22 protein-coding genes are annotated in these 21,083 nt (G+C 46.9%); 11 read left to right on the plus strand and 11 right to left on the minus strand.

Going from position 1 to position 21,083, the window contains the following annotated elements:
• Window positions 1–266 precede the first annotated feature (266 nt).
• The 5 genes from NDI42_RS25890 to NDI42_RS25910 all read right to left on the minus strand — a co-directional run bounded on the left by NDI42_RS25890 (window position 267) and on the right by NDI42_RS25910 (window position 4,589).
• On the minus strand, window positions 267–785 hold the full coding sequence (locus tag NDI42_RS25890) for a hypothetical protein (RefSeq protein ID WP_199310948.1): 519 nt from the start codon (window positions 783–785) through the stop codon (window positions 267–269).
• Window positions 786–1,018: 233 nt separating this feature from the next.
• Window positions 1,019–2,470, minus strand: a complete 1,452-nt coding sequence (locus NDI42_RS25895; RefSeq protein ID WP_190451229.1) for a cryptochrome/photolyase family protein — start codon at window positions 2,468–2,470, stop codon at window positions 1,019–1,021.
• Between the two features lie 520 nt (window positions 2,471–2,990).
• On the minus strand, window positions 2,991–3,539 hold the full coding sequence (locus NDI42_RS25900; protein WP_190451231.1) for an NUDIX hydrolase: 549 nt from the start codon (window positions 3,537–3,539) through the stop codon (window positions 2,991–2,993).
• Window positions 3,540–3,545: 6 nt separating this feature from the next.
• Window positions 3,546–4,037, minus strand: coding sequence for a 2-amino-4-hydroxy-6-hydroxymethyldihydropteridine diphosphokinase (folK, locus tag NDI42_RS25905; protein WP_190451233.1), 492 nt, complete (start codon window positions 4,035–4,037; stop codon window positions 3,546–3,548).
• A gap of 105 nt (window positions 4,038–4,142) precedes the next feature.
• Window positions 4,143–4,589, minus strand: coding sequence for a CAAD domain-containing protein (locus NDI42_RS25910; RefSeq protein WP_190419792.1), 447 nt, complete (start codon window positions 4,587–4,589; stop codon window positions 4,143–4,145).
• Between the two features lie 269 nt (window positions 4,590–4,858).
• Here NDI42_RS25910 and NDI42_RS25915 point away from each other — a divergent pair, with 269 nt between their 5' ends.
• The 7 genes from NDI42_RS25915 (at window position 4,859) to NDI42_RS25945 (ending at window position 11,582) form a co-directional block, all read left to right on the plus strand.
• The gene (locus tag NDI42_RS25915; RefSeq protein WP_190451235.1) at window positions 4,859–5,209 is read left to right on the plus strand and encodes a HesB/IscA family protein; all 351 of its coding nucleotides are present in this window, start codon (window positions 4,859–4,861) and stop codon (window positions 5,207–5,209) included.
• A gap of 100 nt (window positions 5,210–5,309) precedes the next feature.
• A complete protein-coding gene (rpsL, locus tag NDI42_RS25920; RefSeq protein WP_190451237.1) occupies window positions 5,310–5,699 on the plus strand; it encodes a 30S ribosomal protein S12 in 390 nt (129 codons plus the stop codon).
• 491 nt (window positions 5,700–6,190) lie between these two features.
• Window positions 6,191–6,661, plus strand: a complete 471-nt coding sequence (gene rpsG, locus NDI42_RS25925) for a 30S ribosomal protein S7 (RefSeq protein ID WP_190419786.1) — start codon at window positions 6,191–6,193, stop codon at window positions 6,659–6,661.
• Between the two features lie 105 nt (window positions 6,662–6,766).
• Window positions 6,767–8,842, plus strand: coding sequence for an elongation factor G (gene fusA, locus NDI42_RS25930; protein WP_190451241.1), 2,076 nt, complete (start codon window positions 6,767–6,769; stop codon window positions 8,840–8,842).
• A gap of 115 nt (window positions 8,843–8,957) precedes the next feature.
• Window positions 8,958–10,187, plus strand: a complete 1,230-nt coding sequence (gene tuf, locus NDI42_RS25935) for an elongation factor Tu (protein WP_190444434.1) — start codon at window positions 8,958–8,960, stop codon at window positions 10,185–10,187.
• Window positions 10,188–10,357: 170 nt separating this feature from the next.
• On the plus strand, window positions 10,358–10,675 hold the full coding sequence (gene rpsJ, locus NDI42_RS25940) for a 30S ribosomal protein S10 (protein ID WP_190415403.1): 318 nt from the start codon (window positions 10,358–10,360) through the stop codon (window positions 10,673–10,675).
• Between the two features lie 265 nt (window positions 10,676–10,940).
• A complete protein-coding gene (locus NDI42_RS25945) occupies window positions 10,941–11,582 on the plus strand; it encodes an LON peptidase substrate-binding domain-containing protein (protein ID WP_190451243.1) in 642 nt (213 codons plus the stop codon).
• Between the two features lie 58 nt (window positions 11,583–11,640).
• Here NDI42_RS25945 and NDI42_RS25950 read toward each other — a convergent pair whose 3' ends face one another.
• On the minus strand, window positions 11,641–13,044 hold the full coding sequence (locus tag NDI42_RS25950) for a hypothetical protein (protein WP_190451245.1): 1,404 nt from the start codon (window positions 13,042–13,044) through the stop codon (window positions 11,641–11,643).
• A 68-nt stretch (window positions 13,045–13,112) separates the two neighbouring features.
• Window positions 13,113–13,958, minus strand: coding sequence for a prephenate dehydratase (gene pheA, locus NDI42_RS25955; RefSeq protein ID WP_190451247.1), 846 nt, complete (start codon window positions 13,956–13,958; stop codon window positions 13,113–13,115).
• A gap of 327 nt (window positions 13,959–14,285) precedes the next feature.
• On the opposite strand from pheA, the gene NDI42_RS25960 reads away from it, so the two are divergent.
• Entirely contained in the window at window positions 14,286–14,873 is a 588-nt protein-coding gene (locus tag NDI42_RS25960; RefSeq protein ID WP_190419774.1) for a DUF1997 domain-containing protein, read from the plus strand.
• 101 nt (window positions 14,874–14,974) lie between these two features.
• On the opposite strand, the gene NDI42_RS25965 is transcribed toward NDI42_RS25960, so the two are convergent.
• The 4 genes from NDI42_RS25965 to NDI42_RS25980 form a co-directional block, all read right to left on the minus strand.
• Window positions 14,975–15,577: a ribonuclease HII gene (locus NDI42_RS25965; RefSeq protein ID WP_199310949.1), complete on the minus strand. Its 603-nt coding sequence runs from the start codon at window positions 15,575–15,577 to the stop codon at window positions 14,975–14,977.
• Between the two features lie 238 nt (window positions 15,578–15,815).
• On the minus strand, window positions 15,816–17,987 hold the full coding sequence (gene rne / locus NDI42_RS25970; RefSeq protein ID WP_190451249.1) for a ribonuclease E: 2,172 nt from the start codon (window positions 17,985–17,987) through the stop codon (window positions 15,816–15,818).
• A gap of 9 nt (window positions 17,988–17,996) precedes the next feature.
• Window positions 17,997–18,335, minus strand: a complete 339-nt coding sequence (locus tag NDI42_RS25975; RefSeq protein WP_190451250.1) for a hypothetical protein — start codon at window positions 18,333–18,335, stop codon at window positions 17,997–17,999.
• A gap of 259 nt (window positions 18,336–18,594) precedes the next feature.
• Window positions 18,595–19,755 carry a cysteine desulfurase family protein gene (locus NDI42_RS25980; RefSeq protein ID WP_190451261.1) on the minus strand — a complete coding sequence of 387 codons (1,161 nt, stop codon included), beginning with the start codon at window positions 19,753–19,755 and terminating at the stop codon, window positions 18,595–18,597.
• A gap of 494 nt (window positions 19,756–20,249) precedes the next feature.
• Between NDI42_RS25980 and NDI42_RS25985 the strand changes: the two genes are divergently transcribed.
• From NDI42_RS25985 to NDI42_RS28980, 3 genes are read left to right on the plus strand one after another with little or no spacing between them, the layout of a single operon-like run.
• Window positions 20,250–20,474: a transposase gene (locus NDI42_RS25985; RefSeq protein ID WP_190451252.1), complete on the plus strand. Its 225-nt coding sequence runs from the start codon at window positions 20,250–20,252 to the stop codon at window positions 20,472–20,474.
• A 49-nt stretch (window positions 20,475–20,523) separates the two neighbouring features.
• Window positions 20,524–20,775, plus strand: coding sequence for a transposase (locus NDI42_RS25990; protein ID WP_190451253.1), 252 nt, complete (start codon window positions 20,524–20,526; stop codon window positions 20,773–20,775).
• A 5-nt stretch (window positions 20,776–20,780) separates the two neighbouring features.
• Window positions 20,781–20,975: a transposase gene (locus tag NDI42_RS28980; RefSeq protein ID WP_190451255.1), complete on the plus strand. Its 195-nt coding sequence runs from the start codon at window positions 20,781–20,783 to the stop codon at window positions 20,973–20,975.
• Window positions 20,976–21,083 lie beyond the last annotated feature (108 nt).

The following is a 21,083-nucleotide window of genomic DNA, read 5'->3' on the forward strand; positions in this document are numbered from 1 at the left end:
AATGCGCCCTATGTGTCAATCACCATCGGGCTTTACTCCCTATTACATACAATAAAGTTATCTCTCTTTTTATTGTTCCGCTATGTATTTAGCATACTAAGTACTGAAGAGCCATAAATGTTTACTAAATATATGTTTAGCCCCCCAATTTATCCTTGGAGTTGGGGGGATTGGATATCTAAGTTAGATGAGAAGAAGAATGAACCGCAAAGACGCAAATAAGGCCAAGGAAAGATAAGAAGAAAAATTTTGCTCAAGCTTTAGCGCTAGTGTAGTTCAACTTCGTTGGTGTTAGAGCTGTACAGTTTGCTGGGATACTGGGTTTCAAAATATGCGATCGCTGCTTCCCCAAAACTCCAAATTGCTCCGGCTCCGAGTGCAGGCTTTATTAGTTTGGAAATCAAGGGTATATTAGAAGACACTTCGACTGCTATCTTATACAACGCATCAGCCCCCCCTCCCACCATAACTGCCCCAGCTAAGGCAGATGCTCCGCCTGCGGCGACAACATCAACGTCATAAATTCTGGCAATTCGATTTACTACAGCTATCTCGGCAAAAGTCATACCAGCGGCGAACAGAAAGGGTATATCTATTACACCTGCTGCGGCACCTGCACCCATAATTAAGATTAATTCTTCTCTAGCTTGATCGCGGCACAATTTAGACACGTTAGCTTTCTCCAGACAAAACTCATTGCTTGTTTCTGTCCAATTAAAGCCGACAAAATCAGAAAGCCGCAAGTTTTTAGACTTAGTAGGTTGGAATCTTGGAACCGGGAGCATCCCGTATTTGCAAATCGCCCACAGCCTTCCAGTCTGTGGCTACACAAACAAAGCCTACCGACCCAGTCCTAATTGAGTCCGCGCAGGCGGACTTGGTTTGTGTAGCCGCGATTTTCAATCGCCAGGTATTTTTGCAAAACTGGGATGCACCCCTTAGAACGAAGCCCAACACATAAGCTTTGCTGGGCTTCGTTGTTTAACCCCACCTACGCTATGTGAATGCAACGCCAGTATTACGTAGTTAATGTCTTATCAAACTGCTCTTTCTGCTGTTGGTAGCGTTCCTTGTACTGGCGTTGGCGCTTGTTGTGATCCACAATTGGCGCAGGATAACCAACAGCTTCACTCTCCAAAGCTGGGATCTTTCCAGTAACCAGATATTCTGTATCTACAGAGCGCAATTCTGGCACCCATTCCCGGATATAATCACCGTCTGGATCGAACTTCTGCGCTTGAGTAGCTGGGTTGAAAATTCTTACTGGCTTCGGGTCCATGCCACTCGAAGCACTCCACTGCCAACCACCATTATTGGCCGAAAGATCCCAATCATAAAGCTTCTGCATAAAGTATTTTTCACCTTTACGCGGATCGATGAGCAAGTCTTTGGTGAGAAAATTAGCGACAATCATCCGACAACGGTTGTGCATCCAGCCAATTTCATTCATTTGCCGCATCGCTGCATCTACGATTGGGTAGCCAGTTCTCCCCTCACACCACGCTTGGAAATCTTCCTCGTTGTTTTCATAAGGGAAATTTTGTAAAAGTTCGCGGAAAGCACCTTCTGCTAATTCTGGGAACCAATACATCGCGTGTTGATAAAATTCTCGCCACGCCAGTTCCTGTTGCCATCCCCGGATGCTAGATTGTTCTTCATCGCTGCGGCTGTTCTCTAAAGCAGTTTCCGTAGCTTTCCAAACTGTGCGAATACCAATAACGCCAAATTTTAAGGCTGCGCTGAGTTGAGATGTTCCATGAACTGCGGGAAAATTGCGCTGTTCTTTGTATTCGCCCAGATGAGAGTCACAAAATTCTTCCAGCTTTTCTTGCGCCGCAGCTTCCCCCGGTTGTGTCACCAATTCATTATCCCAGACAAATCCCAAATTCTTTGCTGTAGGCAATTCCACCACTCCAGACTGATGCGCTGCTTCTTGTTCGGCTGGGGTTAAATTTTCAGCATCTTTGAGTTCTTCTACTGGTTCGGTTTTGGGTTTACTGCTCCAATTTCTCCAGAAAGGAGTGTAAACTGTGTAGGGTTTATTTGAACCTGTGAAAATATCTTCTGGTGAGTGTAATAACTGATCCCAATTATTCTGTACTTCGATACCCTTTGTTTTGAGAGTTTCAGTGACAATGCGATCGCGTTCTTTCGAGTACGGTTCCACATCCCAATTCCAGAATACTGCCTTAGCATTCAAAGCCGCAGCCAAACCAGGTATCGCTTGAGTCGGATTATCGTGCAGAATCAACAACTGGCTACCAGCCTGCTGATAACGCTCTTTAAGTGACTGCAAACTGCCAATCATGTATACCATTCTTGCAGGTGCCACATCATCCCTTTCCAAAATATTCGGATCTAGGCAAAAAACACCTACAACTTTCTGACTCCGCTTACGTGCCGCAGCCAGTCCAATATTATCCGAAATGCGTAAATCGCGACGATGCCAAAACAAAATCAGGTCAGACATTTATTAAATCTTTTATTTCAGAGGCTTATTCTTTCAGCTTAAAAGCTGGTAACGTGCGTGTTATCAGTCTTGCGAATTATTCCCTATGCAACCCACACAAAAAAAGATTTATTGTGTATAACTTTGTCATCTAAAAACTTTAAAAAAAGCACAAAATCTATCTCAAAATAAATATTTAAAGCCGCATTCTAACCTTCCCAATCGCTTATTACAGCAATATACCCTGTTAATTATTTATATATTGATTTTACTTATTATTAGATTCAATTCCACTTTTTAAAATTCCTAATATCGTGCCTACATTATTCAAATTTATTAGTTTTTTCTTCTATAGCGTTTTTCACTTGGTTGGAGTATATCAAAATTCTGACCTTCCCGCGACCTTTCTAGGAACGTGGCATTGCCATGTCCCTACAAATGTATCGCACCCAATAGAGAATTGCTATATAATAATGTGCCACTTTTGTATAACTATTTTATTATATTTTCTGGGGCAAGCAAGATGCTTACCCCATTTTATTTACTTCAAAAACGGACGAGCTAAAAAGAAACTAGAAATCGATTTTGCATCTACGGGTTCGCCTGCCAAAATCGCTTTTTCTAACTCTTCAGGAGTCATCAAAACGGTTTCAATATCTTCATCGACATCTTGCTGGGGAGGCTTTTCTAAGCGTTCTAAATCTTGAGCTAAAAAAGCATAAATAAACTCATCAGAATAACCAGGCGCTAAGGAAAACTTACCCAAGTTTTGCCATTTGTGAGCGCGATACCCGGTTTCTTCTTCTATCTCCCGCTTAATCGTCTCCGCCGGATCTTCATTCGGCTCTATTGTTCCCGCCGGAAACTCCAAAAGCCGCCCCTGAACTGCAAAGCGATATTGCCGCAATAGTATAAGTTTACCCTCTGGCGTGACTGGCACAGCAAGCGCCCCGCCCGGATGACGAACGCATTCCCACTCACCCTCAGCACCATTGGGGAGGCGCAGGCGGGTAACTTCATAGTTAAATTTACGCCCTTTATAGAATAGGCGTTGTTGTAAAACTGTTGGCGGTTCTTGACCCAGCGACATAGTAAATTACAATCGGCGGACTCCTGAACAGTCTACAGCCTGAACCAGTTGCGCGATCGCTTTCCCCGAAACTGGCTCTATCCAATCTGGCGCAATTTCCGCCAAAGGAACAAGCACAAAAGCTCTTTCCCCCATTCGAGGGTGAGGTATCTCAAGTGTCGGCGTATCCAAAATTACATCATCAAATAGCAGTATATCTAAGTCAAGGGTTCTTGCCCCCCAGCGTTCTTTTCGGATGCGACCAAATTGTGCTTCAATTCTCAGCAGCGTCTCTAACAATTCCTGGGGCGTCAGCTTGACATCCAACAATGCACAACCATTCAAATAATTTGGCTGCGGTGGCCCTATAGGTGCAGTTTGATACCAGCTAGACCGTGCTATTACCGTAATTCCGGGAGTTTCGTCCAGAATTTCCAAAGCTGCTGTTAGGATAGCGCGGCTGTCACCGAGATTGCTACCAAGAGCGATCGCGCTTTTGGTACACTTTTCTAATCCCATTTTCCTACTATGCTACACACAAATCTCCCCAAAGCCCCCAATTTATCGGGGGTTCGGGGAGCTCAAATGTTGCATCAAAAACGCGAATTTGTGGCAAAGAGGGTGTTAGCTGTCTAAATTTCCTCTGCCTAAATATTGATCTTTAAAGCTGTTAATTTCCTCAGATAGCTCTTGGCGGCTAGAAGCCCGGAGTAAATAGCGGTTAATGAACCAAATTGTATATCCTAGACCAATCAGATTCAAAGTCGAATCTAGCAAAGGCAAGTCATCAATTGCATCCAGCAAAGCCAGCGTCAGCTTTAAGGTAATCAAAGATGCAAAAATTAGGCCAACTGTAATTAGCGGTCGGCTGTATGACTTGAAAAAGTTGCCAATATAATTTGGCATCTTATCTAGAAAATCAGCAATCTTTTCCCCGACCTGCTGCCATTGAGAATTAAAGTTTTCTGTGGATAGCCTTTTTTCTCCTAAGGTTTCTGAGTTTACCTCTACCTCAAGCTTGATGTTTTCAGCTTCTGCCGTATCGTCGGAGCGCGAAAGTTCAGGATTCATATCAATTTTTGGGAATGACAACAACTTGATGCGTTAATTACGGCGGCGATTGTTCTAGTTCTGGCTTGTCTTATGAAGATTGCGAGGTTAATGCTGCGCTTGGAACTCATTATCTACTAAAATGATGAAAATCAAGCATTTTAAAGCAAAATTCACTGAACAACCTTGTTCTGTCGCCGCTCTTCAATACTCTCATCCATAAAAATAGCCGAGTATTGCCATAACCGCCTCTAGCATTGGTTGTAGCCCCTGTAAAAGTAACTTAGTTTATGATTCATCTGAGTAAGGCAGCAGCTAGCGAGATTAAGCGTCTGCAATCTAAGCGTCACAACTCCAAGAATCTCCAATTCCGTTTGGGAGTTCAAAGTGGTGGTTGTTCCGGAATGTCCTACACTCTAGGATTTGAAGACGTTGTGACCCCAGGCGATCGCGTATATGATTGCGATGGGATTCAAGTGGTGGTGGACGAGCAAAGCCTAAATTACATCAACGAGCTCACCCTGGATTACTCAGAGGATCTTATGGGTGGGGGGTTTCGCTTCCACAACCCAAAAGCCAAAGAAAGCTGTGGCTGCGGTAACTCTTTCTCAATTAATGAGCCGGTCACAACCGACAGATAAAGCACCAAACTCCACAAATTGACACAAAGCCATTAATGGTGCTAAACTCAGAATTTGTCTGCATTCGGTTCAACTAAAGGCTCTGTAAATCCCGTAACTCATGCCCACAATCCAGCAGCTCATCCGTAATGAGCGCCTAAGTACAAGCAAGAAAACTAAGTCGCCAGCTCTCAAGAGCTGTCCGCAGCGTCGGGGTGTCTGCACCAGAGTATACACAACGACACCAAAGAAACCTAACTCAGCTCTCCGGAAAGTAGCAAGAGTTCGTCTGACTTCAGGCTTTGAAGTAACGGCGTATATCCCCGGAATCGGTCACAACTTGCAAGAACACTCCGTGGTAATGATTCGGGGTGGCAGGGTTAAGGACTTGCCCGGAGTTCGTTACCACATTATTCGCGGAACACTAGACACGGCAGGAGTAAAAGATCGTCGTCAAGGTCGTTCTAAGTACGGCACTAAACGGCCTAAAGAAGCTGGAGCGAAGAAGTAAGCTTTGCCAAAAGCTACCATGATGGTGTTTGAAAAGCCAAACTGTTCGCAGTTGTGCGATCGCACTTTCCTTAGCCGCGGGAACATCCCTCTCTCGTGCTAAAACTGGGATGAAACCCAGACAATAATGGTAGAGTTGGATAAAGTATGTTTTAACTGGATTCTGTGCGATGAGAAGCATCAGAGATGTTATAGAAGCGTAGAGTCACACCTGATGCGGTAGAGATACCAACAAAAGCTAGGGGGTGTGAATCCAGTAAAATATATCTGAATCCAGGAAAGATTGCTTCGTTGTTGGCAACGAGGCAAAAAGAAATTAACGCGCTGGGGACAGGACGTAACTGTTATGTATGGGCGAATTTTACTCAATGTGAAATTCCCACAGTACACTTTCCTGAACCCACAAAGAGGCTTGTTAAACAAAAAATCCCATCAAGAGGCGCGTCCATTGGGATTTAAGAAATTCTGCATTTTATTCATTGAAGGCTTACTATGTCTCGTCGTACCGTAGTTAAAAAGCGTCCTGTTCCCCCCGATCCAGTTTATAACAGCCGCCTGGTCAGCATGATGGTGCGGCGGATTATGAGAAGCGGCAAGAAATCCATAGCTTTAGGGATTATCTATGACGCACTGAAAACCATCGAGGAAAGAACAGGTAGCGATGCTTTGGAAACTTTTGAAAAAGCAGTTCGCAATGTCACCCCTTTGGTGGAAGTAAAAGCGCGTCGTGTGGGTGGTGCTACATACCAGGTGCCAATGGAAGTCCGTGCTGACCGAGGAACAGCCTTAGCGTTGCGCTGGCTAATTCAATTTTCCCGCTCTCGTCCAGGCCGCACAATGGCAGGCAAACTGGCAAATGAGTTAATGGATGCTGCTAACGAAACAGGGAACGCCATTCGTAAGCGGGAAGAAACGCACCGGATGGCAGAAGCGAATAAAGCTTTTGCACATTATCGGTACTAAATACGGACTCGCATCCATCAAAGGTGAAAACCTTTAACAAAGTATACAATTATAAACAGAGAGTAACGCCCGCATCCCATGCGGCACAGATAAAAGGAGGTAACTGTGGCACGTACCGTCCCGCTTGAAAGAACACGCAATATCGGAATTGCGGCCCACATAGACGCGGGCAAGACAACAACAACAGAACGGATTCTGTTCTATTCAGGTATCGTTCATAAAATTGGTGAAGTACACGAGGGAACGGCTACCACTGACTGGATGGAGCAGGAGCGGGAGCGGGGCATCACCATCACTGCTGCCGCTATCAGCACCAGTTGGCGGGATCACCAGATCAACATTATTGACACCCCAGGACACGTAGACTTCACGATTGAAGTAGAACGTTCCATGCGGGTATTGGATGGCGTGATTGCCGTGTTCTGCTCGGTTGGCGGCGTGCAGCCTCAATCTGAAACTGTATGGCGACAGGCAGATAGATATAAAGTTCCTCGGATCGCCTTTGTAAACAAGATGGATCGGACTGGGGCGAACTTCTACAAAGTTTATAGCCAGATACGCGATCGCGTCCGGGCAAACGCCGTCCCAATTCAAATTCCCATCGGCGCTGAAAACGACTTTCGGGGAATTGTAGACTTGGTTCGGATGCGAGCCTACATCTACAAAGACGACCAGGGAAAAGAAGTTGAGGACACTGAGATTCCCGCCGATCTTCAGGAAGTAGCCGAAGAGTACCGCACCAAGCTCATCGAATCCGTAGCAGAAACCGATGATGTCCTGACGGAGAAGTACCTCGAAGGTGAAGAACTAACCGAACAAGAAATTCGGACGGCGTTGCGTAAAGGCACCATTGCAGGCACAATTGTCCCGCTTTTGTGCGGAAGTGCCTTTAAAAACAAGGGCGTTCAGTTGCTATTAGATGCAGTGGTAGATTACCTACCCGCACCTATTGACGTTCCCCCAATTCAAGGGCTATTACCAGACGGCACCGAGGTCGTTAGACGCGCCAGTGATGACGAGCCTGCGGCAGCTTTGGCTTTCAAGATTATGGCAGATCCCTATGGACGCTTGACGTTCATTCGGGTATATTCCGGCGTAATCAAAAAGGGCAGTTACATCCTCAACTCCACTAAGGGGAAAAAGGAACGCATTTCTCGCTTGATCATTCTCAAAGCTGACGAACGGATCGAGGTAGATGAAATGCGCGCTGGAGACTTGGGCGCTGCATTGGGTCTGAAAGACACCTTTACAGGCGATACCATCTGCGACGAAAACTCACCAGTGATTCTGGAGTCCCTGTTTATCCCAGAGCCAGTGATATCCGTAGCAGTGGAACCCAAAACCAAGCAGGATATGGAAAAGCTCTCCAAAGCTCTGCAATCCTTGTCTGAGGAAGATCCAACTTTCCGAGTCAACATTGACCCAGAAACCAACCAGACAGTAATTGCGGGGATGGGCGAATTGCACTTAGAAATTCTCGTAGATCGAATGCTGCGAGAGTTCAAGGTAGAAGCCAACGTTGGTGCGCCGCAAGTCGCTTACCGCGAAACCATCCGCAAACCCGTCAAAGCTGAAGGTAAATTTATCCGTCAGAGTGGTGGTAAAGGTCAGTACGGTCACGTAGTGATTCAGGTGGAGCCTGGAGAGCCTGGGACTGGGTTCGAGTTTGTCTCCAAAATTGTTGGGGGTATAGTACCTAAAGAGTACATCGGCCCAGCAGAACAAGGGATGAAAGAAGCTTGCGAATCCGGCATTGTGGCTGGATATCCCGTGATTGACCTGCGGGCAACTATGGTGGATGGGTCTTACCACGATGTAGACTCCTCAGAAATGGCTTTCAAAATCGCTGGCTCAATGGCTATTAAAGAAGCCGTGATGAAGGCTTCACCAGTGCTATTGGAGCCTATGATGAAAGTTGAGGTAGAAGCTCCTGAAAACTTCCTTGGGGACGTGATGGGAAACCTCAACTCTCGTCGCGGCCAAATTGAAGGCATGAACTCGGAACAAGGTGTTACTAAGGTGACAGCGAAAGTTCCACTCGCTGAGATGTTTGGCTATGCGACGGATATCCGGTCGATGACTCAGGGTCGGGGTATCTTCTCAATGGAGTTTAGCCATTACGAAGAAGTTCCTCGCAACGTGGCTGAAACCATCATCGCCAAGAGCAAAGGGAACGCATAATTAGTCTGCGGTCAGTTGTCAGTTATAGGTAGCTTGCCAACTGGCAACTGACGTCAGGCACCTTGCCTGGGGCTACCAACTGACAAAGGAAAAAGGAAAAAGGAACACGTAACACATGGCACGCGCAAAGTTTGAACGGACTAAACCCCACGTCAATATCGGCACAATTGGTCACGTTGACCACGGCAAAACAACCTTAACTGCTGCTATTACCATGACCCTGGCAGCAATGGGTCGGTCGAAAGCAAAGGGTTATGCCGACATTGATGCAGCGCCGGAGGAAAAGGCTCGCGGGATTACCATCAACACCGCTCACGTTGAGTATGAAACCGAATCTCGCCACTATGCCCACGTAGACTGCCCAGGTCACGCGGACTATGTGAAGAACATGATCACGGGTGCAGCTCAAATGGATGGTGCCATCCTGGTAGTGTCAGCGGCAGATGGCCCCATGCCTCAGACACGGGAACACATCCTCCTCGCTAAGCAAGTTGGCGTTCCCCAGCTAGTTGTCTTCTTGAATAAGCAAGACATGGTGGACGATGAAGAATTGTTAGAATTGGTGGAACTAGAAGTCCGGGATCTGCTGAGTTCTTACGAATTCGACGGTGACAATATTCCCATCGTGTCAGGATCGGCGCTACAAGCGTTGGAAACCATGACTGCTAATCCCAAGACCACACGGGGAACGAATGAGTGGGTGGATAAAATCTACCAGTTGATGGATGAGGTAGATTCCTACATTCCAACACCAGAGCGGGATATTGACAAGCCCTTCCTAATGGCTGTAGAAGACGTATTCTCGATCTCAGGTCGTGGTACCGTTGCTACTGGTCGTATTGAGCGGGGTAAAGTAAAAGTTGGCGAAACCGTTGCACTGGTGGGAATTCGCGACACTCGCAGCACAACCGTGACTGGGATAGAAATGTTCCAGAAGACCTTGGATGAAGGTATGGCAGGCGATAACGTCGGCGTACTGCTTCGGGGTCTCAAGAAGGAAGACATTGAGCGGGGTATGGTGCTGGCTAAGCCTGGTACAATCACTCCTCACACTCTATTTGAGTCAGAAGTCTATATCCTTCAGGAAAAAGAAGGCGGTCGGAAAACACCGTTTTTCGCAGGCTATCGTCCTCAGTTCTACGTGCGGACAACCGACGTAACTGGAACCATCAAAGCCTTTACAGCAGATGATGGTACTGATGCCGAGATGGTAATGCCGGGAGATCGCATCAAAATGACCGTTGAGTTAATCAACGCGATCGCTATTGAGCAGGGAATGCGCTTCGCTATCCGTGAAGGTGGCCGCACCATCGGTGCAGGTGTCGTTTCTAAAATCCTGAAGTAGGATTCTGACAAACAAATAAGGAGCAGAAAAGCAATTGCCTTTCTGCTCCTTATCTGTGTCGCTTAAATCAAACTTTCTAATTTTCTGGCTGGGAAATTAGGTTTCATTCATAAGATACAATCTCGAAGGCTCTAGCTTTTACCAACTACTTTGAACCTGGAAAACTGAAAATGGCAACTATCCAACAGCAAAAAATTCGCATTCGCCTTAAGGCTTTCGATCGGCGTTTGCTGGACACATCTTGCGAGAAGATTGTCGATACGGCAAACCGGACACAAGCTACAGCAATCGGTCCTATTCCCTTACCGACGCGGAAGAAAATTTACTGTCTCTTGAGATCGCCTCACGTTGATAAGGACTCGCGGGAACACTTTGAAACCCGCACCCACCGCCGCATTATTGACATTTACCAGCCTACCTCGAAGACAATTGACGCTTTGATGAAACTGGATTTGCCCGCAGGCGTGGATATTGAAGTCAAACTTTAATAGGGTTTACGCACGTCAACATGCTGTAGGGGCATGGCAATACCATGCCCCTACAACAGAATCAGGCATTCACTAATTAACTGCGTAAGTCCTGTTTAACAGTTTGTCAGTTGTTAGGGACGAGTTGCAATTATTCCCTAAAATTAGACTAATGACTATCTATTGGCCCTTTAGAGTAACCTCTAAAGGGCTTCGTAGTTGGGATTCTGGGGAGAAATCGGTTAAAGTAAGTAAAGAATCACACTTACCGTGAACTATAGGGACAATGGCATCCTCTTCCTCAATCGCAGTTCGAGAACTTCCCCTTTTTCCACTGCCCGAAGTGGTGCTATTTCCAGGGCGACCCTTGCCACTACATATTTTTGAGTTTCGCTACAGAATTATGATGAATACGATTCTGGATAGCGATCGCCGCTTTGGGGTCTTGATGTGGAACCCAGTTCAAGGTAAACCCGCAACTGTAGGATGCTGCGCTGAAATTATTCACTTGCAGCGTCTTCCAGACGACCGTATGAAAATATTAACCTTGGGTCAGCAGCGGTTTCGAGTTCTGGAGTACGTCCGCGAAAAGCCCTATCGAGTTGGTTTGGTGGAATGGATTGAAGACAATCCGCCAGAGAAAGATTTGCGAAGTTTGGCTACAGAGGTCGAACAGTTGCTCAGAGATGTTGTGCATCTCTCAGCCAAGTTGACTGAGCAAGATATGGAACTTCCAGAAGACCTGCCAACTCTCCCTAGAGAATTGTCTTTTTGGGTTGCCAGTAATCTTTACAATGTAGCAGCTGAACAGCAATCCCTTCTGGAAATGCAAGATACAGCAGCACGTCTGGAACGCGAAGCGGAAATTCTCACCTCTACTCGCAATCACCTGGCGGCTCGTACTGTACTCAAAGATGCGCTGAAATAGTATCAGTGAATTGCTAATTGCTAATGGCAATAAACCAAATCGCAATTAGCAATTCTGTCTAAATCCGAGCTTCTTTTTGCCAACTAAACCAGCCGTACCAGTGACGGACAGCCAGCCATACGGCGGAAAGTAATCCTGCTAAGCTAAGCGTTAGGCCGCTGTAAGGCACTAATAAACCAAAAACGGGCAGGACTGCACCGGAAATTGTGCAAATCAGCGCAGCTAAGGAAGCTCGACGGTTGTTTGCACCTAAGCCCCAGGATAAAGCTAACAGAGTTAGAGAAATTAACGTCCACGCCAAGGGCGCACTTATTAAGCGGCTGAGATAAGTCAAAGTTAGTAAGCAAGCAAAGAAAACGCCGCCTGCGATCGCTACATTTTTTAGAGTCATTGGTAGCGACAAATACAGCAATAATATCCACCACAGAAATAACGCTGGTGCTAACAACAGCAGCCGTGGCAAAATTCCCGTATTCCGAATTGGGCCTGTCGAGGTAAAGACACCAAAGGGATTTTGTACAGAAACATTGTCATCAAATACCCAGGTGAAACGAGTGCCTTGTCCTTCGCGTTTGCTTTCAGTCGGGAGAATCCCACTGGCAAAATCAGCGTCAGGGAAGGTAGAGAGAGCTGTCAAGCGAAAGTTGGAGAGCAACTGACCATTAGCACTATAAACCCAACGCGGCCCTCCTTGAGCCTTGTAGGCGACTTTGAAAGTAGTTTCCTGTCCAGGTTTCAAGTTGAAAGGAAAACCATAGTCACCAAGGTTTCTCTGTTGAAGCCTAGTGCCATCCCGCTCTACCTTAAAGCCTTGTAGCAGCGAGTAACCGTTAGGCGGCGGTATTTCAAAGAAAAAATTCTCAATATCGCTGAGCTGGTTGACTACTTTATATTCAGCCGTGTAGTCTACTCGGTAAATCGCCCGCCGATCTTGAACGTCTTTGCTTTGGTCAAGCTCTACCTGAATTTGCGAGCCAGCTAGCGTCAGGAAGCGACTAACCTCTCGCGTATCCTTTACCCGGACGATTTTTCCATCAACTTGAGTGTCGTAAGCATACGGCTCTTGGATCGTGTAGCGCACTTGGGGCGCTGCTTGCTCTAGCCTATCCCCAGCAACAGTTTGAGCCACTTGAGTCACCTTTGCCTGTTCCCAGTTGTGGTAACGATTGCCTAAAGTTGAGGTAAGAAAAAATCCTCCCACCAGCAAAACTAAGACTAGGGCTAGATGCTGCAATCCTCTAAGTAATTGGGAGTATAGCAGTACCCATTCGCCAATGAAAATAGATTGTTCTGGCTGAACTCGACGTAGGGAAAAACTCAACAGAGCGATCGCAATTCCCAAACCGCCGACAATGAATATTAATGTGGGGAACATCCCAAGCAGCTGTCCCCCAAATTTCATTAGCTCAGCCGGATGCGTTAAATCGGGCAATCCGGGAATGCCTTGAGCAGATGGAAACATAGTTGTAGATTTGTAAAGACGCTTGTAGGTCGCGTCTGCTTTGAGTTTTAGAGACTACAATTTCATAACTAGAGTTTCCCTATTGACACAATAGAATAGCTACCAAAAATCTTCAGCGTTTCGGTGTAAGCTGTTAATTCTTTTAAGGCAGATTGAACAGAAGCTTCTCTGGCATCAGCTTCTAGGTCAGTAAAAAAAAGATAGTCACCAAGACTTCGCTTTGTCGGACGAGATTCAATTCGGCTCAAGTTAATCCCTCGACTGGCAAACACTTCAAGCGGCTTAACCAGCGCCCCCGGTACATTAGCGGGAACGCTAAAAGCTAAACTGGTATGACTGCCGCCGCCGGAAGGTTGTAAACTCAGTACCCAGAACCTGGTATAATTATCGGGATAATCATTAATAGGACAGATGAGAATTGGTAGGTGGTAGAGTTGGGCAGCTCTAGAGGATGCGATCGCTGCCGCAGTTTTATCCTCGCCCAAATACTTTAGCGCCTCTGTAGTCGCATTCATCGGCACTAGCTGCACAGAGGGCAGAAACCGCTCCAGCCACCCCTGACACTGAGCTAGAGCCTGGGGGTGGGAATAAACTGTCTTTATTTCCTCCAGAGTTTCCGCTCGCGACAACAGGGCATGAGAAATTGGCAACACATGAGCCTGTTGAATTTGCAGCTTATCCAATTGCCAGAGCGTATCCAGCGTTGTTGTCACGCTGCCCTCTACAGAATTTTCTACAGGCACGACTGCCACATCAGCCTGTCCCTGTGCCGCTGCTCGCAGCGTCTGAGCAATGCTGGGACAAGGACATAACAGCCCTTGCTGTCCCCTTTGGTTAAGCCAATTTACATAAGCCAAGGCAGCTGCTTCTGCGTAAGTGCCTGGTGGCCCCAAATGTGCAACCGATACGACCATTAAAGCTAGCCCTCAGTTTTCCGCAAGAGTTATTCTGACAACGTTTTAACCTTTATCAGTTACCAGGTGTCAACTACTAAGTCCGTCGCTGGGGATAGGCTGCTGGATCTAGGTTAAACCCAATAATAGTCTCTACTTGTGATGCCTGAGAAGGAGGGAAATCAACTACATAAATTTTTATCATGACAGAGCGATTCAATTAATGCACAGTTTCCTTTCAAAAGCTGTAGCAGCGGAACAATCGAAATCCCCTGCAACTTTTTTAAGAACCGTAACGTAAAATTAACTTATCCTGCGTACAGAATTACATTCTGTTACCATCCCCTCATGCAAACTCAATTTGTTGCCTCCCAATCTGTTGAAATTGCTGTTCCGGAACAACCTGTTCCAATTCAGCATTATCTGCGCCAACCTCAACGTCTAGTACAAGCTCTAGTTGACCCCACTCGAATCGAACAACTCAGCGAGGAGATTTTCCGCCTGAAAATGCGCCCGTTGAGCTTTATGGCCCTTTCACTTCAACCAATTGTAGATATGAAGGTGTGGGCAGATGCAGATGGGACGGTTCACTTAAGGTCTACACGTTGTGAGATTCGCGGCATTGAGTATATCAACCAGCGCTTTGCGCTTAACTTGGTTGGTAAGCTTTCTCCCTGTCAAGTAAACGGTACAACTCATCTCAAAGGTAGAGCGGATTTAGAGGTCAAAGTTGAGTTACCGCAGGCTTTTTGGTTCACGCCTAAAGCTTTTATAGAAGCTACCGGGAATGGTTTGCTCAAGAGCGTGCTGTTGACTATTAAACAACGATTGATGTATCAACTGCTATCAGACTATCGCCGCTGGGCTAACACTTGGAATCAGCAGACACCCCCGCCTCAAGTTCCGGTACTGCCCGCAGACAGCCCTTCGGCTTAATAAATTGAGGCTGAACCTCCTTATTTTAGTTCCTAGGCTGAGACTGGGAACTAAGAGAAGAGGGGGAGGCTCAGCCTCCAGAGAGGATATAAACTCAAAATCTACAATTTAATATCAACTCGGCAAGGACTGAAAGACCTCCGATGGAAGCGCGAGGGGCCGTGTTGTTGTAAAGCAAGTATATGGTGAGCGGTGCCGTAACCTTTGTTCGCTGTTAAGTTGTAGGCGGGGTACTTCGCTGCCAGACGGATTATCAGGTCGTCGCGCCACACTTTAGCAACAATGCTGGCGGCGGCAATTACCAATGATTTTTCATCACCCTTGACTAGATTCTGTTGTGGGATTGGCAAGTCTGGAAGCTGCCACTTGCCATCAACCAGACAAAGCTCTGGTTGTATATTCAGCTTGATTACAGCCCGCTTCATCGCTAACAAGGATGCGTGGAAAATATTAATTTGGTCAATTTCCTGGTTGGAAGCATAACCAATTTTCCAGTCTAGAGCGATCGCTTGAATTTGTGCCGCCAGTTTACCCCGACGATAACTAGACAACTGCTTGCTGTCTCTTACCCCAGCGGCTGAAAGTTCAGCAAAAGCAGACTTTGGTAATATTACAGCTGCCGCCACCACTGGGCCAAACAAAGCTCCGCGCCCAACTTCATCCACACCAGCAACCAGTTCCCAGCCACCGAGTAACTCTGGCAAATCCGAGAGGTTAAAATTTGGTTTGCGGGAAGTCTTAACGACTGCGCCTTTTTCTACCACTTGCTGCACCGACACGATACGGAAGCTCCTTAGTAATTAGTCACTGGTTATTAGCCATTAGTCAGTTGCCATCTTAAAAGTTGTCAAGTTGAAACGAAGTCTTTTTCTAACAACTTTCCAACCTTCCAACCTTCTTCCCGCCAACCGACTAATGGCTAACCACTAACTTCACCCTTTCTCAAGCCTCTGTTGCAGAAGACCGCCGCCGCCTCCGCCGCCGAACTGGAGACTCGCCACTGTCTGATTCTGATTCTTCACTGGGGGATGCAGAGTCAGATGCGATCGCGTCTGGCTCTTCTGGGGCTTCGTCTACGACAGGTGTCACTTCCTCTATCTGTCGTTGCTCCTCGTCTGCTGTCTGATATTCCATTTCATCTACCTCAAATGCGGAGGGTAGATAAGATGTATTATCGTCTTCGTCAGACTCAAAGGCAGAAGTCTGTGTATCTCTTTCATCTTTCGCCGCCTGGATTGAGGAAGCGATCGCTTCCGTAGACTGTGACTCTCCAGGCAAAGTAATCGACACTATCGCCGATTTCGGATTTTTCACTTCCCGCTCTAACAGCACCAACGGAGAAATTCCCATCAAAGCATAAACGTCCTGTTGCTCTGGGGTCATTTCAATTGAAACAATCTCCGGCGGTTCAATTTCCTGTCTGGAAGGCTTGGGACGCTCAGGTTTCGGCGAGCGACGGACTTCTTCCACAACGGGTAGAGGCGTACTTCCCCCACCTATATATGTCTCGCTTTCGCGGATTGGTTCCGGTTCTGCCACCGGAGTTGCCCGGAAATGATTCACTATAGTCGGAGGAGTCGAAATCCGAATAGGAGTTTTTGGGGTTAATTCCTCCTTTAATGGAGGTTCACCTACACGACGGCGGCGACGACGGCGATTATTATTTACCCCCCGCTCCTGATAACTGGGATGATTCATCAAATCCATTGACTCATCATCATCGTCAGCGCCTAAATCTAAAGCTTCGCTGCGACTTTCAACGGCTGGCAAAGGTATTTCCCTAATTCCGACTTCATTTCGGTAGGGTAACGTCCGTGCTTCCCTAACAGGTGTCGGCGAGGGAGGTTCGGCAATTTCTCCTCCATTTTTGTTAGCAGACTCACCCGGTAGGCGAACCATATGCCCCAAACCGCCACAACTAGGGCAGGGCTGACTAAACAACTCGTAAATATTTTGCCCTTGCCGCTTGCGAGTTAATTCTACTAAGCCGAGTTCGGAAAGTTGAGCAATTTGTGGTCTAGCTTTGTCTGCCTTCAGTGCTTTGTTGAAGTGTTCCAGCACTTGCAGCTGATCTCGCCGTGCATCCATGTCAATAAAGTCAACAATGATGACACCAGCGATATTTCGCAACCGCAGTTGACGGGCTATTTCTGTCGCTGCTTCACTGTTTGTCCACAGCACAGTTTCTCTTGCAGTGGCAGAACGGGTGAAGGAACCTGAGTTGACATCAATCACCGTTAAAGCTTCCGTCAGCTGGATAATGATGTAGCCTCCTGAAGGTAAATCCACTCTAGGTTTGAGGGCTTCTCGAATGGCTGCATTGATGCGGAAGTATTCTAAGATAGAAAGGCGCTCGCGGTGATGGTCGATTAATACTCCTTCCGGCGACTTTCCTCCGCTCCAACTGACTAAGTATTGCTTGACTCGCTTAACTCCGGTGTGGGAATCTACGACAATTCGATTTACTTCCGCACTGTACATATCCCGCAAGACGCGCTGAATAAAATCATCGTCTCGATTTAGCAGCGCTGGCGCTCTAGTGGAGTTTACTTCTTGTTGAATCGCTTCCCACTGTTTTTGCAGTGTCTCCAAATCTTCTATGATGGCTTCTTCCGAGCGTCCCTCGGCTTCTGTCCGCACTATTAGCCCCATGCCAGCAGGTTTAATGAGAACGGCTAAGGCTCTAAGGCGGTTGCGCTCGTTTTCGCTCTTGATTTGCCGCGACAGACTCACACCCCGTCCGAAGGGCATCAATACTACATAGCGTCCAGGTAAGCTGATATTGCCTGTGAGCCTGGGGCCTTTGTTGCCGGTCGGCTCTTTCATTACTTGAACCAGAACTTTCTGTTGGGGTGCCAGTAGTTCTGTAATCGCACCAGCGGAACGTTTTAGCCGCAGGGGGCCTAAGTCAGTAACATGGATAAAGCCGTTGCGTTCGGCATCCCCAATGTTTACAAATGCGGCATCTATCCCAGGTAAGACATTTTCAACAATGCCCAGATAGATGTCTCCGACTTGGTGGCTGCCAGTAGCAACGACAAGTTCTTGAATTTGATCTTCCCAAAAGACGGCAGCAATCCGATGCTGCTCCGCGATAATAATTTGCTTCGGCATTCAATTTCCTCAAAAATTCGTAGCAAGTTTAGGCACAACAGAGAATCGGAAAGCAGAAGGCGGATTTAATTCCTTTTTCTTCCTTCTTCCTTCCTCGTTGATCCTTTCTAGGCGCCTCTCACTTTTGCTCAAAGAAATAACGGTGTAAGCCAGAAACTCTCTTTCGGTCGATTTGGTTTTACCTTCTGATTCAATGTGACAGGGGATAGATTCTAAACCCGCCCCTACGTAGAGAGAATAAAGGTGTGTTAACCCAGAATCACTGATTACAGTGACAGACATCCCTTGTAAACTCTTCCCCGATTGCATTTTTTGCCAGTGCCATGCCTTTTCAAAAGGCTTGAACACTGGAATTTGCCCAAAATGAACAGAAAGTCTCTCTCAAAAGCTATCTTGCGCGATCGCTTCCATTTCAGGTTCACTCTTAGGGGCAACCTGATAGATCCTCGATCCGCAATTGCTTCTATTGTGATGTATTATATCGCGCTGTCACTCCGATCAGACTCAACTTATGGGTAGTTGCACTCGCTTTAATTTTGGTAGTCTCAAGGACTCTTGACAAGGGAGAAGGTGAAAAGAAGATTCTCCCTTGTCCTATTGTCTCCCTTCATTGCGTTTGTTTACGCAAGCTGAAAATAGTTGCGATCGCGTGTTTTGCTACAGCTTCTATCTCAGATGCCGTATTAAACCGTCCAATTCCAAACCGAACCGAGGCGTAAGCTAGTTGTTCTGAACGTCCCAGCGCCGTCAGAACATGGGAAGCAGACACATTGGCGGCGGTACAAGCCGATCCGGAAGAAACTGCTACCACTGGCTGCAATCCTAGCAGCAGCGCCGCTCCATCCACCCCTTCTACACTGATGTTAAGGTTTCCTGGTAGTCGCTCTTTGGGGTGTCCGTTCAGATGAATTTTTTCTACCTGACTGAGTTGTTGCCAAAGGCGATCGCGCAACTGGATGAGGCGTTTTGTCTCTGATACCATGTTTACCTGCGCCAATTCTACGGCTTGGGCAAATCCGACAATTTGAGGTGTATACAGTGTACCAGAGCGCATTCCCCGCTCATGTCCACCTCCATGCAGCTGCGGTGCAATTTGGACTCTGGGGTTGCGGCGTCTGACGTAAAGAGCGCCAATACCCTTGGGCCCATAGACTTTGTGGGCAGTCATTGACATTAAATCAATGTGCATCGCCTCCACATTCAGAGGTATTTTGCCAATAGCTTGAGCAGCATCAGTGTGGAATAGTACCTGATGCTTGTGACAAATTGCCCCAATTTCTGCTAAAGGCTGTATGACACCAATTTCATTATTAGCTGCCATTACGGAAACTAAAATTGTGTCGGGACGGATAGCTTTTTCCAGTTGTTCTAAATTAATCAATCCATCACTTTCAACTGGGAGAAAAGTAATTTCAAAGCCAAGAGTTTGCAAATATTTACAAGGGTCCAGAACCGCCTTATGCTCGGTTGCCACTGTAATGATGTGTCGCCCTTTGCTAAAATTAGCTTCCGCCACACCTTTAATAGCTAAATTGTTCGCTTCCGTCGCGCCGCTAGTAAAAATAATTTCTTCTGGCGTAGCGTGTATCGCTTGTGCTAAAACTTCCCTTGATTGTTTGACAGCAGCTTCAGCTTCCCAACCGTAGGAATGGCTCACGCTGGCGGGGTTGCCGAAATGCTGGGTGAAGTAAGGCATCATGGCGGCAAGTACGCGATCGTCTAGGGGCGTTGTGGAGTGACAATCGAGATAAATAGGGCGTACAGTCATACCAATTTGGGATTTAGGATTTGAGATTTGGCGGCGGTCGGAGTTTCGGAAACTCCGATGATTGGTTTGCATCAAACTATCAGGTATATTCACTTCTCGATCGCTCCCCTTGTATGCTCCCTGAAGATGTGTAGCTTCACCAAATCAAAATGGTGTCAATGGGTGCCTCCAATGAGTCACAATTCTATTTTGGCAAAATTGTAAGTTGAGAAATTAAAGATACGATAGCGATAAGCAAAAGACTTGATGAAGTTCCTCTGACTGTAATACTTCAAAGATAGAGCGAAACTACAAGAACAGTTGCATCTGAGCGATCGCCACTACCAACTGGGACTACAAGATGGGAATATTGTTGTAATAACTATCAGATATCGCATCCAGCAAATTGGCACTGAGTTAATTAGACTTCTAAGAGGATGTCTCAAAAGTAAAAAAGCTCTCATAACTATACCCTGTCAATAGCAAAATGTTGATTCGACAGCGTGAAGAGAGCAATGTCTCAATCCTATCCCAGTGACTTAACCGACGAGCAGTGGGAACTGCTCTCAGGGCTGATTCCTAGAGCCAAAGTAGGTAGGCGTCCCCGAAGTGTTGATATGCAAGCTGTGGTGAACGGTATCCTCTATATCTTGTGTGCTGGTTGCGCGTGGCGGATGCTACCCCACGACGCAACCCGCATGGAAAACGGTTTATCACTATTTTCGGCAATGGCGTATTGATGGAACTTGGCAACGCATCAACAAAAGGCTACAGCAGTGGGTGCGAGTGATGGAAGATCATGAGCCTACCCCCAGCGCTGCCGTTTTAGATAGTCAATCAGTGGAAACTGCCACAATGGTCAATATTGAGGTCGGCTATGATGGCGGCAAACAGGTGAAAGGGCGCAAGTGGCATCTGTTGGTCGATACCTTGGGATTAGTGGTGATGGTGGTAGTCACTGCTGCTAATGTCAATGACCGCGATGGGGCACGGTGTCTGTTGGAAAGGCTGTATCAGATACGCCAACGTTTTCCCGTCTAGTACGCATGTGGGTTGATGGCGGCTATAGCGGTGAGAAGTTTATCCCCTGGGTGATCGATACCTATCGTTGGATTCTCGAAGTCGTGTTGCGCCCGCAGACTGCCCAAGGCTTTGAGGTGCTGCCTAAGCGATGGGTGGTTGAGCGTGCTTTCGGTTGGTTTAACTGGTGCCGGCGCTTGAGTAAAGACTATGAGATCTGACGGGGTGACAACCCCGTCAAAAGCTCTACCTGTAGCAGATTTAGCCACATTGCGGTAAAAAAAGATGGGGTAATGTTTGTTAAAAAGCCCCACCTGTTGAAAATGATT

Source organism: Funiculus sociatus GB2-C1 (genome assembly GCF_039962115.1).
Lineage (GTDB): Bacteria > Cyanobacteriota > Cyanobacteriia > Cyanobacteriales > FACHB-T130 > Funiculus > Funiculus sociatus.

Bases quoted from the DNA above. Each gene is read 5' to 3' on its own strand.
- NDI42_RS25985 (WP_190451252.1), top strand. From the start codon at position 20,250: ATGTCTCAATCCTATCCCAGTGACTTAACCGACGAGCAGTGGGAACTG.
- NDI42_RS25950 (WP_190451245.1), bottom strand. From the start codon at position 13,044: ATGTTTCCATCTGCTCAAGGCATTCCCGGATTGCCCGATTTAACGCAT.
- NDI42_RS25980 (WP_190451261.1), bottom strand. From the start codon at position 19,755: ATGACTGTACGCCCTATTTATCTCGATTGTCACTCCACAACGCCCCTA.
- NDI42_RS28980 (WP_190451255.1), top strand. From the start codon at position 20,781: ATGTGGGTTGATGGCGGCTATAGCGGTGAGAAGTTTATCCCCTGGGTG.
- NDI42_RS25945 (WP_190451243.1), top strand. From the start codon at position 10,941: ATGGCATCCTCTTCCTCAATCGCAGTTCGAGAACTTCCCCTTTTTCCA.
- pheA (WP_190451247.1), bottom strand. From the start codon at position 13,958: ATGGTCGTATCGGTTGCACATTTGGGGCCACCAGGCACTTACGCAGAA.
- rpsJ (WP_190415403.1), top strand. From the start codon at position 10,358: ATGGCAACTATCCAACAGCAAAAAATTCGCATTCGCCTTAAGGCTTTC.
- tuf (WP_190444434.1), top strand. From the start codon at position 8,958: ATGGCACGCGCAAAGTTTGAACGGACTAAACCCCACGTCAATATCGGC.
- folK (WP_190451233.1), bottom strand. From the start codon at position 4,037: ATGGGATTAGAAAAGTGTACCAAAAGCGCGATCGCTCTTGGTAGCAAT.
- rpsL (WP_190451237.1), top strand. From the start codon at position 5,310: ATGCCCACAATCCAGCAGCTCATCCGTAATGAGCGCCTAAGTACAAGC.
- NDI42_RS25890 (WP_199310948.1), bottom strand. From the start codon at position 785: ATGCTCCCGGTTCCAAGATTCCAACCTACTAAGTCTAAAAACTTGCGG.
- NDI42_RS25960 (WP_190419774.1), top strand. From the start codon at position 14,286: ATGCAAACTCAATTTGTTGCCTCCCAATCTGTTGAAATTGCTGTTCCG.
- NDI42_RS25990 (WP_190451253.1), top strand. From the start codon at position 20,524: ATGGAAGATCATGAGCCTACCCCCAGCGCTGCCGTTTTAGATAGTCAA.
- rne (WP_190451249.1), bottom strand. From the start codon at position 17,987: ATGCCGAAGCAAATTATTATCGCGGAGCAGCATCGGATTGCTGCCGTC.
- NDI42_RS25895 (WP_190451229.1), bottom strand. From the start codon at position 2,470: ATGTCTGACCTGATTTTGTTTTGGCATCGTCGCGATTTACGCATTTCG.
- NDI42_RS25910 (WP_190419792.1), bottom strand. From the start codon at position 4,589: ATGAATCCTGAACTTTCGCGCTCCGACGATACGGCAGAAGCTGAAAAC.
- NDI42_RS25915 (WP_190451235.1), top strand. From the start codon at position 4,859: ATGATTCATCTGAGTAAGGCAGCAGCTAGCGAGATTAAGCGTCTGCAA.
- rpsG (WP_190419786.1), top strand. From the start codon at position 6,191: ATGTCTCGTCGTACCGTAGTTAAAAAGCGTCCTGTTCCCCCCGATCCA.
- NDI42_RS25900 (WP_190451231.1), bottom strand. From the start codon at position 3,539: ATGTCGCTGGGTCAAGAACCGCCAACAGTTTTACAACAACGCCTATTC.